The organism is Rhodococcus sp. 15-649-2-2 (genome assembly GCF_002258645.1).
In the GTDB taxonomy this organism is placed as follows: domain Bacteria; phylum Actinomycetota; class Actinomycetes; order Mycobacteriales; family Mycobacteriaceae; genus Rhodococcoides.
On record NZ_NPFM01000037.1, the window covers coordinates 1 to 13,361 of the forward strand.

11 protein-coding genes are annotated in these 13,361 nt (G+C 63.5%); 2 read left to right on the forward strand and 9 right to left on the reverse strand.

Going from position 1 to position 13,361, the window contains the following annotated elements:
- Positions 1-231 precede the first annotated feature (231 nt).
- Positions 232-1,227, reverse strand: a complete 996-nt coding sequence (locus tag CH305_RS26940) for a DUF4192 family protein (RefSeq protein WP_015586055.1) — start codon at positions 1,225-1,227, stop codon at positions 232-234.
- A gap of 352 nt (positions 1,228-1,579) precedes the next feature.
- Complete coding sequence (locus CH305_RS26945; RefSeq protein WP_052047799.1) at positions 1,580-2,503, reverse strand: DNA processing protein DprA; 924 nt, start codon at positions 2,501-2,503, stop codon at positions 1,580-1,582.
- A 287-nt stretch (positions 2,504-2,790) separates the two neighbouring features.
- Between CH305_RS26945 and CH305_RS26950 the strand changes: the two genes are divergently transcribed.
- Positions 2,791-3,318 (forward strand): hypothetical protein, encoded by a 528-nt coding sequence (locus CH305_RS26950; RefSeq protein WP_015586057.1) that lies wholly within the window; start codon positions 2,791-2,793, stop codon positions 3,316-3,318.
- A 40-nt stretch (positions 3,319-3,358) separates the two neighbouring features.
- Positions 3,359-4,360, forward strand: a complete 1,002-nt coding sequence (locus CH305_RS26955) for a hypothetical protein (protein ID WP_072692241.1) — start codon at positions 3,359-3,361, stop codon at positions 4,358-4,360.
- Between the two features lie 13 nt (positions 4,361-4,373).
- Here CH305_RS26955 and CH305_RS26960 read toward each other — a convergent pair whose 3' ends face one another.
- The 7 genes from CH305_RS26960 to CH305_RS29220 all read right to left on the reverse strand — a co-directional run bounded on the left by CH305_RS26960 (position 4,374) and on the right by CH305_RS29220 (position 13,273).
- Complete coding sequence (locus CH305_RS26960) at positions 4,374-4,994, reverse strand: DUF2637 domain-containing protein (protein WP_015586059.1); 621 nt, start codon at positions 4,992-4,994, stop codon at positions 4,374-4,376.
- Complete coding sequence (locus CH305_RS26965; protein WP_015586060.1) at positions 4,994-5,878, reverse strand: CPBP family intramembrane glutamic endopeptidase; 885 nt, start codon at positions 5,876-5,878, stop codon at positions 4,994-4,996. The genes CH305_RS26960 and CH305_RS26965 overlap by 1 nt, the downstream gene beginning before the upstream one ends.
- A gap of 100 nt (positions 5,879-5,978) precedes the next feature.
- Positions 5,979-6,617, reverse strand: coding sequence for a hypothetical protein (locus CH305_RS26970; RefSeq protein WP_094705648.1), 639 nt, complete (start codon positions 6,615-6,617; stop codon positions 5,979-5,981).
- A 6-nt stretch (positions 6,618-6,623) separates the two neighbouring features.
- Positions 6,624-6,749, reverse strand: a complete 126-nt coding sequence (locus tag CH305_RS29590; protein WP_254924250.1) for a hypothetical protein — start codon at positions 6,747-6,749, stop codon at positions 6,624-6,626.
- 103 nt (positions 6,750-6,852) lie between these two features.
- On the reverse strand, positions 6,853-7,503 hold the full coding sequence (locus CH305_RS26980) for a helix-turn-helix domain-containing protein (protein WP_015586063.1): 651 nt from the start codon (positions 7,501-7,503) through the stop codon (positions 6,853-6,855).
- Between the two features lie 3 nt (positions 7,504-7,506).
- A complete protein-coding gene (locus tag CH305_RS26985; protein ID WP_032364989.1) occupies positions 7,507-12,879 on the reverse strand; it encodes a telomere-binding protein in 5,373 nt (1,790 codons plus the stop codon).
- A gap of 223 nt (positions 12,880-13,102) precedes the next feature.
- Positions 13,103-13,273, reverse strand: coding sequence for a hypothetical protein (locus CH305_RS29220; protein WP_015586065.1), 171 nt, complete (start codon positions 13,271-13,273; stop codon positions 13,103-13,105).
- Positions 13,274-13,361 lie beyond the last annotated feature (88 nt).

The following is a 13,361-nucleotide window of genomic DNA, read 5'->3' on the forward strand; positions in this document are numbered from 1 at the left end:
GGGCTGGGGCTGGGCGCTGCGCGCCCGCCGCTGCAGGCGAAACGGCAAGCCGTTCCGAAGAACTCGCGGACTCGGTCGAAGCGCTGCGCGCCTTCGCGGTTGCATCTGTTATTCGATCGCGCTCAATTTGCAATTTGCAATCGAGAATTTTTCGAGGGCGGTCGAACCGAAACCGGCTCGCCGATGCATGGTGTATTCAGCGAAACCGGTTTCGGATCAATCGCATTCAAGTCATTCGTTACGGGATCGCTCGGATTCTGCATCGAGCGCAGCGGGCCGAATCTGCTCCCACAGCGCCGGGTTGATTCCCGCGTTGTATGCGCGTTCGAGCAGCTGCCCCAAGGAATGATCGGGGGCGAGCCCACGGGCAACGTTCATTGCCTCCCGCGCCGGCACCGCCTCCCGTCCGATCCAGTAACTCAGCGAAGCGAGGACGAAGGCGGGGCCTGCCTCGCTGGCGGGCAACACCGCGCCAACCTGCCGCCACAGTTCGCCGAGGACTGCGGCGTTGGCTTCGGTGAAGTGAACGAACAGCACATCGCGCACGCGCACGTCAGAGGCGGCGGCTGCGAGCATCGCAGCGTGGTAATCCGATATCTCGATTCCGCGGTTGCCTGAATCGAGATACCCGGCGAGTACCTCGCGGTGGATGGTCTCTGCGGCCGAGATCGGCCCTACTGCCGGGAACGCCCCGCGTGCAGCCCGCATCATGTCCACCACACTCGCGGCGCGTTCGGCACCGAACTGTTCGGCAACGAAGCCCGCGCGGATTTGGGCGCGAGAGGCCAGACGTACCTGCCCCTCGAGCAACGCTCCGACCACGTAGGGGTGAGCCGTCAGGTCGACCGCCTCGCCGACCTCGTGCGGTCCCGCCAGTACCCCGTTCATCAAGTAGCGGCGCGCACGTCCCTCGTGGAACTGGAACACAGCAACGTCATCGCCCGAGAACTCGTGGAGAACGGCCATCGATGCCGCATCGGCGTGTGTGTCACTGCCGAACACGACCACCACGCGCGGTCCGGATAGATCACGCACGGGGTGACCGCTGGGCACCAGCAACGGGGCACCACCGATCGGCGCTTCCTCCCCCAGCGGGCAGGCCATGACGGCCCCGCCTGTCGAGTTTGGGGTGAACACCACCATTTCGTTCTCGGGAACGTAGCGGACCAGCATCACGGCCACGGCAACAGCATCAGCGGGTGAGGAGATACGAAAAACAGAGGACATCGGACAAACCCCTTTCAGGGCACAGGGGCAGATGGTCAGTCCGCCCGATCAACAGAACACCCACAATCTAGCCGAGACCACCGACAAGAACGGCTCACGCGCAACACATTTGGTCCCCGGCGCACTCGGTGCCGGGGACCGCACCGAGTGCGCCGGGGCTCGGTGGGGAAAGACAACAGGCCCGCCCATGTGTTTCGCTGGGCGAGCCTGTTGTCGAACGTCTAGGGAGAAGCGAAAGGATCAGAGCGACAAAGGCTCTCGCTCTAACTCCTCGGGAGCGGAGTCGGCTTCCGAGGCCCATCTAGGGCTCACGTCCATACCCGACCACACTTTCGGATCGGTGTCGAGCCGATCAGGAGACGTTCGGATCAGCACACACGCCAGCAGCCGACATTGCAAGACGCGCCACACCGTCGATGATCAACGTATGGCATCCGTTCGACGCTGCGGAGGTGACCGGCCCTGGTACCGCGTACACCGCCCGCCCGAGCCTGTGCACTTCCCTGGCCACAGACAGTGCACGTCCGCGTGACCCGGCCTCGGGCACCACTACCGCATCGGAGAGAGCCGCCAGCAGCGCGCCACTCCCGTTGAATCGTTCTCGTCGAGGCTCTGCACCGAACGAGTACTCGCTCACCACCACACCCTGTTCCGCGACGCGCTCGAGCAACCGAGCGTGACCGGACGGATACGCCCGATCCAAGCCGCACGGCATTACCGCTACCGGTCCTGCACCGACCCCCAACGCTGCCCGCAACACCGCTCCCTCGATCCCGAACCCGCTGCCCGACAGGACCGCCACCCCACGCATCGCCAGATCCCCGGCAAATTCCGACGCGACATGCTCGCCGTAAGCGGTCGCAGCCCGGGTGCCGGTGAGCGCCACCGCCGACACATCAGCACCGGGCAGCGCGCCCTGTCCACGAACCCACAGAGCGACCGGAGTCGATCCCTCCAGCCATCCGGCCATCCGCAGCCGCTGCGGCCACTCAGCGTCCGCAGGAGTGACCAATCGTGCTCCCAGCGTTGCCGCCGTCTCGAGGTCTGCCTCGGCACCTGAGTAGTCCCACGAGCGAGCCGTCGCACGCAACAAGTCCTCCGACACCTCCCGATGCCGCACAGCCTCGGCTGCAGCCTCCACGCCCGATAAGGACACCGCCAGATGCACCAACGAGCCCTGCCCCCGCGCCACGTGAGCGAGATACGCCCACGCAACACGCTCACGCCACACCATCTCGCTACCCGACACCGCGTTCTCGCTCGACACACCGCTCACGACGAAACCCTCCCAGGGCTAACACAAGGGCAGATGGTCAGTCCGCCCGATCAACAGAACAACTCGAACCTACCCCGACACACCGACAAAAACAGCACCTGACAAGCGAAAATGTCCCCGGCGCACCCGGTGCCGGGGACAGCGGGTGCGCCGGGCGGTAAGTTCACGAAGCGGCCAAAAGAGCAGACCGAAGTGTCCTGTTCGAGTGATACAAATACCGGAGCAGATCTCACGGGCCGCCGACGAAAAACGCACCAACCGCGACGTTCGAGAGGGAAGCTGCACACATGACCGAGCCCGAGCCATGGCGTCGAAGCAAGACGCCGGCCCCGCTCCCCTCGAATTCCGCCGACGCCCGAGCGATCAGCGAACTGACGGACCCGGAACTGGCTGCGATCATTCGTGACAACCTCCTGCCGCGCTCGAACACCGCCGGCGATACAGCCAATTGGCGTGCATTCTGGAACACCCTCACTTTCGATCCGCAGCTCAACGATCGCGCAAACGCGATCATCGATGTCTACGTCGAGCAAGCAGCAGCAGCGCTCGATACCGGCGAACTCGACGACGCCCAATACAAACGTGCCGGCAAGTTCCACGACCTGTGTATCCACGCCCTCGACAGGCTCGACAAGGTGGTCGACGACCCCCTGGCCTGGGCTGGTGCGCGAGCTGCCGGATTCAATCCACGCTCTCGTGAGGTCATCAACACCCTCGTGCAGGCCATCGCCGATCACCGAGACGACGGCGACGACGCCAAGCTCTGGGCGATTCTCGCCGAAGTTCGTTTGGATCCAGGCCATCGACGCCGGTAAGCGCTCCGCTCAACATGGCCGCCCGCGGAGCCTCTGACCGATGAGCTTCTGGGATTCACTTGCGGCCGGCCTCTCGGAGGAGCCGCCGCGACGGGTGATCGTGTCGACCAGAACGCTCAGGTCGGCGATCGAGGACACCTTGATCTATGGGTTCTCGCGAGCCGCCCTCGAAGTGGTCCTACCCGACGAACTCGACCTGACGTGGGCAGGTACAGGTACCCCGGTTGAGGCCGACACCAAGCGGTCGCTGATCGATGGTTACCTCGTAGGATTCGAGATCCCCCAGCTCGTCGCACTGGCGCGTCGCGTGCTTGCAGAATGCGACGTCGCGGACCACGGGCTCGCGGTGCTGATCGCAGAGTACGAAAAGGGCTCCAGCGGTGTCGATTCTCCCGCAAAGAACCTCATTTTCGCGGCCAATGGTCCCAAACCGGAGATGGTGCTCCGCGACGCGGTCAGCAACGACATCCTGATCACCAAGAATGCTGAGTTCTGCCTGGTCTACGACAGACCGATAACCGAGGCCGGCCTGTCCTTTCAGGAGCTGATTCAGTGGTGGCGTGAGCACCAAGCAATGGCAGACACGGACGATCGCGATGTCGGGCGGTCACTGTACAAACGGCTGCGAGAGAGCCTCGGTAAGAACGAACCCGAGCGGATGGTCTTGGACGTCTACTCACGTCGATACGGAGAGCACGGCTTCGGTATTCCCGCTCTGATCCCGCAGGTCTACCTCCACTACGACCCGTACACCAAGTATCAACGCAAGGGCAGCAGTCCCCTCGAACGCCAACGCATGGACTTCTTGCTGCTCTTCAGTGCAAGAAAACGCGTCGTCATCGAGGTCGACGGTCGTCAGCACTACGCCAACGAAGACGGCCGCGCCAGCACGCAGCTGTACGCCGAGATGGTCACCGAAGACCGACGTCTCCGGCTAGCGGGATACGAGGTCTATCGGTTCGGGGGCAAAGAGTTCGAGAGCCCCGACGCGCCGTCGATGCTCGCAGCATTCTTCGACGAACTGAGCTCGCGAATGAAGTAGACCGACGGGGAACTCATGCCGGGGCGAGGTATCGATCCTCCTCAGAGCCGATCTGGAGTTCGTCCTCGGCGGCTGCGATGACTGCGTCGACGACCTCAATGGGTAGCCCGGTCTTGGTGGCCACTGCAGCGTGCTCGTGGCCTTCGCTGGCCAGTTTCAGGACGTGGACACACAGAACGGCTGTTTCGGCCTCTGTGGAGCTGTTCGGGGCCGAGTGACGCTGGTCGGTGCTGTCGTCTACAGCTGATGCTTCGAGTCGGACCAGCTGGATCATCAGGTGCGTGGTGACCAGCAGCACCAGCGGCGGCGCAGCAGCGGCCAGCGCGGCCACGGTGAAGGTCGAGCTGTAGTCCACCATCGAGACGTGCACGATGTTGCCGGCCGTCGATGCGATCGACCCGAGAATCAGCAAGGCCCACGCGAACCAGCGGTGTGAGGCGTCGACGACGAGCATGAGTGTTGCGAGGATTACCATTCCGTCGAGCACCAGTGGCAGAACCCATCCCAGTGTTGCCGGGTATCCGCTGGCAGTAGCGAGCTGCCACAACGATATTCCGCTCTTTGTGAAGGCGCTGATACCGATCACCGCATTGCCGATCACCGCGCAACGTTTGATGGTTGTCAGATTCCTCATCAATGTCCTTCGCTGGTGGTGATCGAAAAGTGGCCGGCCGCTGCCGTCGGGCGTGCTAGATCGGCGTGCTTGAGGGTGGGTGTGTTCGACAGTCGGTAAATCGACCACAGGGCGGTGAATGCGATACACCCGCCGATCACTATCTGAGCCGCGGTGTAGTCACCATTGTTCGCAATGACGAATGCATTCCAAGCTGTATGGGCCAGAACGAGTCCCGTGAGACTGCGGAGTCGATAGTAGACGTAGACGGCCACAGCGCCCCATACGAACGCCGACAACGCTTGCCCTGTTCCCTGGTACAGATGGATGGAGGCTCGAAACAGAGCTGAGCTCGCGATGACGATGCCGAGCATCCACGGCTGGACGCGCCAGACCAGTCCGACGACCCCGAAGAGCAACAAGACCGGAAGCGCACTGAAGAACGGTTCCTCGGCCAAGCCGGCGACGAGAAGGTGCGCACTGTTCCACCATTGTGCCGGGTTGCCGTAGTCACTGGTGCGCGAAAGGTTTTCGGCATCCTCGGGGGACAGCAACGAGGCCATGCACAGGCCGATGGGGAACAATCCTGCACTCATCAGCGTCCGCGCTCGCCACGTCCCAGGGAAGCTGTTCGGTTCGGTCTCGTTCGGTTCGATGAACCGGCGCACCGCCGCGACGAGAGCGAGACCGGCAACTGCGGCGAAGAAGAGAATTAGGAAGCCAATTTGAGCGCCGGGCATCGTCGGCGGGGTCGACTCGGTGACTACCTCGGATCCGGTACCGAGATGCCTCTGAACCGAGACTAATGCCTCGAAAGGCCAACACACGACTAGGTAGGCGGCAGCAAGCCCGAGCGGAACAGCAGCGATATACAGGCTTGAGTTCCAGTTGTTGTTGCGATTCATCGCGATTCACTCTTTCTTTGACATTCTCTCGTCGCGGCGACACAGGACAGTCATGGGTGCGGATACGAGTACTGAGCGTGGGTACGGCGGTCGAGGCTGATCAGTTGTCGAGTAGGCCCGCACCGCGGGCAATAGCGGGTAGGTCGATCGGTGGTGCCCATGCGGCCCACACGCGGGTTCGGCCGAGCTCGACGACACGGTCGTCCGGATAGAGCCGCCATGGGCCGACGCGGTCGAGCAGTTCACCGACGAGGGCGTCGGCGTGGAAACGGGTGGGAACGGTGACGAAGTCATCGAGCGGGCCCCGCTTATGTAGTGCCGCGACGGGGCGTGGTGCGCCTCTGGCGATCGCTACCTGCCGCAGGTCCGGAGAGCCGTGGGGACGGAGGATCGCCACGACATGGGGGTCCAGCCATCGTCGCTCTCGCCATTCCTTGCGGACACCGCGGCCACGGGGAAGATCGAGCCCGGTCAAGACAGTTCGTGCATTGTCGAGGGTCTGCTGTTCGACACGTCGGATTTCAGGAAGGGGAAATTGAAGTTGCTGCAACCGGCGGACGGGAACGGCCGCTCGAGCGCGAGGTGAGCCCTGCAGCCAACGCTGAACGGTACGGCGAGTCACCCCGAATGCCGCTGCGACATAGTCGATATCGACACCACCGTTGACCAAGGGGCCGTAGCACGCGGTGAATGCGACCTCGAGCTGTCGTTTGGTCCACCGCGGCCGCTTCGGGTTCATGTCGCTCTAATGGAGTGGTCCGAGAAAGACGCCGTATCCCATTTTGGCCTGCACAGCCATGCTGACGAGGATCAGACCCGCCAACGCAGAAACGACGCGGGTCTTCCACTGCTGAGACTTGGTCTCGAACATGTCTTTCTGATCCCTCCTGCAGAGCGCTGCCGTGCGCGATTCCACCGATACCGTAGCGGTTGCACCGGACACTCCGAACACCTGAACTCGCAGACTCTTATGGTCAGACCGGGTCGATGGAGATGTTGTCGATGCTCTCGAAGGTCCATCCGTCGACGTACCGATCGCTGGCGTAGCCGCTGAGCCACTTCGAGAGCGCTTTGTCGCCGCCGCGTTCGTACGCCGACCACATCGACTCGACATCGGATGGCGACATACCACTCTGATCCGGGGGGATCTGGATGGAACGATTGCGAATGTAGAACCCTCCCCCACCGGCGACGCCTTGTCGGCCCTTGATCTGTACGCGCGCACCGTATTTGGCGATCGACTTGCCCTGTTTGCTCTCTCGGACAGCTTTGATGGCGGCGCGCCGGCCCTGTTGCGTCGTCGCTGCCTGCCGCGACTTGGTGGTGAGCTTGCTCAGAGTCTCGGCCTTCGGCTTCGAGATTCGCTGGCGTCCCTCGGCGGCAACCCAGCGTTCCACCGTACGACGTGAGACTCCGAGATCGCGCGCAGCTGCGGCAGTGTTCACCCCGCCCCGAGTGCCCGGGCCGTACGCGGCGAGGAGCATCCCACGCATGTCAGGGGTGGTGCCGGCCTTGCCGGAGACATCGGCACCACGCCTGCCCGTCAAGCCCTGGAACAGTGAGCTGCGTCGGCGTTCGTCTGCTTCCAGGTTCTCTTTGAAGCCAGCATGCTTGCGCCCGGCCATTGGCTATTCCCCCTTGCCTGTCGTGGCATCCCAGTTCATCGTCAGCGCTTCCTTGCCCTTGTAGCGGCCACCGACGAGGAACTCGAGATGATCGCCGAGTCGAGCGGAGCCCTCCCACTTGTATTGGCCGAACCCTCGACCGAGCTGCTTGTCCTCCCCAGGCCAGGACGCGATCGGATCCGGATCGTTGCTGGTGTAGAGAACCGTGTCGTTCGTGATGGCCACCGGCCACCGGTCGGAGACGGTGCCGATCTTGACGATGCGACGAGTGATGTTCGCCCGCGCTTTGGCGATGATGTGATGGCGTCGCTCAGGCGAGAAACCTGCTCGTCCGGTCATATGAACCGAGGACCCCATCTGGCCGATCGTGCGCGTGTAGACGCCCTTGAGCAGATCTCTGGCCAACTGAGCGTCGACGTCGTCGACGTCCAAAGCTGTTCGTGCGTCCCGGATTCGCTCGTACCACGGATCGAGTACTCGGCCATGTTCGTTCCACACGTAGGCCTCGACAGGTTCGAGCTCGTAGCCGAGTTCTCCGGCGACCTGCAGACTCGGTGTGGTCACCCACAGCAGGCCCGGCCGGCCGCCGAGAGGCATCAATGGATGTGGGATGCGCCAGTCCCCTGCCTCGGGAACCTCTACCCGCCAATAGCCCGGCAGCTTCTTGTCGAACGCTCGCCCGTCTGGATGATGAGTGGCCGATCCGATCGGCATCTCCAAACCGGCGATTCCCGCAGCATGCGAGCCTCCTCGGTCGTACGCGTGGACGTAGATCATCGATGTCTCGTCGCTGGTCGGTTTGCGGGACCATGCGTAATCGTCCTCGAGGGAGCTGATGGTGGCCGGGCCGACGGGAGTCTGTGCCCCGAACATCCGCTCGCGGTCCTTGAATCGAGTCGAGATCATCAGGTCGAAACCTGTGGACTGCGGGGTGATCACCCACGGCATCTTCAACGCGCTGGCGAACAGCGACAATCGACGCGCGAGTTTGCTCGGGGACGGTCGGTCTCCGAGAATAGGGATATCGCGTGGATCGGCGTTCATGCCGGCAGCCAGGACGACCCACACACCGCGGTGCTCGCCCTGGGTGCGCCACACACGGGTCCACGCACCGAGCCGGTCACCGGGCTTGCCCAGGGTCCAACCGTCGGCGATTGCATCTGTGACGAACGCTGTGCCGGCAGTGGCCTCGCCGACGTCTTTGCGTCGCTGCGACGGATCGTCGCTCAGCGTGCTCAGATCCACCCCGAACTTCTCGGTCATCGCCGCGGTCACCCAGATCTGTCCCGGTTCGCTCTGCCACGACGAAGTCTGAGTGCCCAGACGCAGCTCCTGCACCAGCGCGGCGACATGACCGACGTGAGAGATGTTCTGTGGCAAATTGATTCGACTTCCGTCGGGCATCCAAATGCCATCGACGTCCAGGACGGCGGCAGGGGCAGCGAACGGGTTGGCCGCGGTCTTCGCGGGAGCTGAACGCCGAGGCTGCGTGGTCTCGAGCGGCGCACTGGGTTGCGCAACCGTAGGAGCACTCGACTCGGCGGCCTCGGAAGCAGCTCGACGAGCAGGTTCGTTCGACGGCCGCGGGCCAGTGGAGGCGGGTGCAGGCGGCTTCGCTGCGGCTGCGGTATCGGCAACCAGTGCAGCGCGGGAGGCAGCTGTGCTTCCGAACCAGCACTGCGCGTGCAGAACGTGGCCATCGAAGCGAAGGCCCGAGCCCACTCCGCACTTCACGCACGGGACGCTCGGCGAAATATGTTCTGCCACAGCGATATGGCCCTCGGCATCGGGGTAGCTTCCCACTGGAATGTCCTCCTGTTCGGAGTTGTCAGACGTAGCTTCCGCGTCGTTGGCACGAGAGCTGCCCGTCGTCGATGAGGTGTCGCTGTTCGATACCGAGAACAACGTCGCGAGGTCGGCCACTGCGGAGGTCGAACCCGGAACGTCGCTCGGTGTCGTACCGTCCGGTGCATCGTCGGGTCCGCCATCAGCGTCGAAGATGCCGATCTGACCGTCGTCGGGGCCGTCGCCGAGGATCGCCCACAGACGGAGAGCGGTCATCCGCTGCCGCCGTTCCTCACAATGGATGGTGCGTTGGACGGTGTAACGGGGTGTCTTGCCTGCGCGTTCCTCGGCGATCAGAACTCCCTCGTCGTAGAGGGCCCGCAGCGCCGTGCCTCGATCGATCTGTGGAGCATCGGACATCGTCGATGCCGCGGCTTTCAGAACCTGTTCGAGGGCAGTCGATTCGATCAACAGCTGCGCTTCACCGTCGCGTGGTCCGGGGTCGGTGAGCACGTACCCCAACCGGATCCCGCGTGCGTCTTCGCGGTACTTCTTGACGTCCTGATAGTCCGAGACCAACGTCCGTCGCCACCCCAACCGGCCGGCGAGCGGGCGGTCGGGTGCTTCACCGGTACGAACGTCGTCGACGTAGGCCAACCCGGTACGCAGTGCGTGCGCAAGGAGCTCGCGCACCCGCGCCCCGGTACGTGAAGGCAGATCGGGATCGGCCGCAGCGACGACCGCGTCGTGCAATCCGCCGTCGACGACGTCGAGAACTTGCTCGACCTCATCGGCATCGAGCGCGCCGACATCGAGCAGAAAAGCGGTGAACGCCTGCCACCCTGCCCACACTGCACCGACCGCTTCGGCCTGGCGCACGGTCTCACCCTGCTCACGTAAGCCCTCGGCGTAGTGCGCGCCCTCGTTGAAGACCTTTTCCCGCAGTTCCTCGAGGCGGGGGCACAACCACTGCAGGAACGAGGCCATCAGCAGGGCGCGTCCATGTCGAGACTGCTCACTGTCGAGTCGAATCAGCTCGTCGAGTTCGATCTCGTCGGACTGCAACGGCACCACCAACATGCGCTGAGCGCCGGACCCTGGTCGAGGCATGACCTCGGAGGTCACCATCGCGGACGATCGGGGGGCGGTGCCGTCGAGGATGCTCAACCCGTCGCGACTGGAACGGCTCCGTTGTTCGCCGTTGTGGACCATGCGCGCGAACTCTTCGAGCGCTTTCTGTGCAGCCCCCCAGTCTCGTGTGGGAGCGACATCATCGGCCCAGTACAGCGCATCTTTCGACGAATTCAGTTTGATGCGAAGCGCATTGAGAGTGTCACCGTTACCTGACATCGACGATGCCGGCCGCCGACGATCCCACAGCTCACCGAAGTGATGCATCGCGATCGACGCGATCGAGGTCTTGTACGAACCGGGCGAACCAATGAGCGAAAGAACCCAGGGGTTGGGTCCCAAGGCCGCGCGAAAGACGTGCCCGAGCAACGGAGCAGCGATTCGCACCGGCAGACGCGTCAGCATCGATCCCGAATCGACCATGAAGGCATCACGCAATCGAGGTGCATCGGCGATCGGGCACGGCAGGTCGTAACGCGAGAGCGGTCCACTGAGCAGAACCGGCGCAACACGGGCACCGGCAGCACTGATAGCGCCACCCGCGTGCACGTAGAACCACTCGTCGTTTCGGTCCTTACGCCAACCGGTGGAACGGAATCGAACCGTCCGGGCAATCGTCACTCCACCCGCCACTTTCAGGGCGTCGCGAAGTTTGGCGATTCCAGAGGGTTTGGAGTCGTACGTCGGCGGCCCGGGAAGAGAATCCGCCCAGGTGCAGTCCCGATAGTCCTGTGCGTCCACCCGCATACGCATGAACTCGCCCGTATCGGGATGGGTGTACCCGATGACGACAGCGGAAAGCTGTTCGGGCGACGGCGGATTGGCTTCCCGCTGCCCGACGATATCTTCGCGTCCGAGCAGGGTCGGTGCGTCGACGTCGAGGCCGTCGTCCTGCGATTCGAGGTATTCCATCTCCACGATCCGAGCATCGATGCTGAGCACCATTTTGGCGGTCTGCTCGCCATCTCGGTTGGTGACGATTTCGACGAGGCTTCCCTCTACGACCCGATACGTCGGTGCAGATATCTGAGCGCCGCGGGTGGCCGCCCCGACCAGGTGCAGTCGGGGTCCGTCAGGGAGCGGATGTGTCGATTCACCGGCGTCGATGTGGCTGGATCCGGTCGCCGGCGGCACCGCGTCGTGCTCGTCCTCGTCGTGCAGCAGCGGTGGAATCGGAGTGCGCGAAATATCGTGTGCGGCACGGGCAGCCGTGCGGGCAGTACGCCACACAGCGGTAGCGGCATCGACCGCTTCTTGCGACCACTTCGTGCCCTCAGCGGCAGCGAAACTACGCACCGCATCGACGGCTTCGCTCAACGGCTCGAACAGGCGCTCCGCCTCGACGGCCCAGCGCCCAGCGAGGCGGATCTCGTCTGCGCACTCATCCTGGTGACCTGATACTCGCCCGCGCTCGGCACGCGCAGCCGCTTCCTGAGCCGCCTTTTCGACCTCGGCGGCCTTGCCGCGCAGCTTGGCCAGCGCAGCATGTGCCGCAACCTCACCGACATGGACGGGAATCAACCCGTTCCACATATCGTCCGGATCCCACAGCTGGGCCTCGACGTGATCTGTGAAGTCTGATTTGTCATCTGTTGTGCCGGGTAGCAGCAGTTGTACCTCGGCATCAACTGCGCCGAGCAGCGACGCCAGTTCGATGCCGCGCTCGTATCCTGCGGCGTCACGATCGAGCACAACGCGCACTGCGGCACCGGCGAACACCTCGGCGAGCTGTGGCGGAAAGTTCAGGCCACCCTGGGCATTCGTGGTCGCGCACAGACCGAGACGCATCGCGGTCTCGACATCCTTTTCGCCCTCGAGCAGCCACACCGGCTGGCCGGCCGACAGCGCCGCTTGCAGCTGCGGCATCGCGAACAGGACCGGAGTGAACACCGCAGGCTTACGTTTGACGTACGTGCGATTCGGACCGACGAACAACTGCCGGAATCGTTTGTGTTTGACGCCGCACGAGGTGCACTCCTCGCGGATGACCTCCTGCACCAATACGCTGTCGGCATCGGTGTAGGGATAGCGCGCAACTTCCGACCAAGAGTGCTCGACCTCGGGCTCCGGCATCGGACCGGCAATCCGAGCAGGCAGACGCCCCAGACGCCCACGTCGTTTGCCCGCTGCCCGTTGCTGCGGGGATCTACCGACACGCGGTGCGCTCGGATCCCGACTCGGCAAGGGTTCGTCGAACAGATCGGACACACCGATATCGAGACGCTCGGCGATTTCTGCGGCCGTCGCTGAGCAGCCATGGCACCGCAGCAGCACCATTCCAGAACCGTGGTGGCCCGGAGTCCAGGTGACAGACAGCGAAGCGTGACGGTCGTCGTGAACGGGGCATCTCGCCTGAAACTGGGTACTCGATGTGGCTTTGAAGCCGCCGAGCTGCTCGAGGCGTGGACGGATGTTGTCCATCGACCACATGTGGCCGCGGTTGGGAGTCGGTGACGTCACGACTCACCGCCGACACGTAGATGTACGACGCGCGCTGGGTTCGGAGCGCAAATCACGGCGAGGCAGGGGTACTGAGCTATGATGTCAATACACCTCCTGTCGTGTTCGTGGTTGTTCCCGGTGGGTGGTTGGAGCGGAGCGATTCGCTCACTTGTGAATCCGGAAGACCCCCCTTCTCGCCGCCAAGCACGAGGGGGGTTTTTCACTGTCTAGGGGTAGGTCATCACGCGCCCAGCTTGTACTGTGCGGGATCGATTCGATCTTGGATGTAATGCGGCATGGGTAGATCATGGTGCAGCGCCATGACATAGACGTAGTAGTCGCTGAGGTCGAGGCCAAGGGCGTCGGCCTCGTTTTTGTAATGCGCATACTGCGTGTCGGGCGTGCGCACCATTGCGGGTATGCGAGGGCCCTTCGACTCTCTCCCAGGTTTGCTTCCAGCCATGCGATCACATTAAACGGATTCGGTAACAGAAACAGGG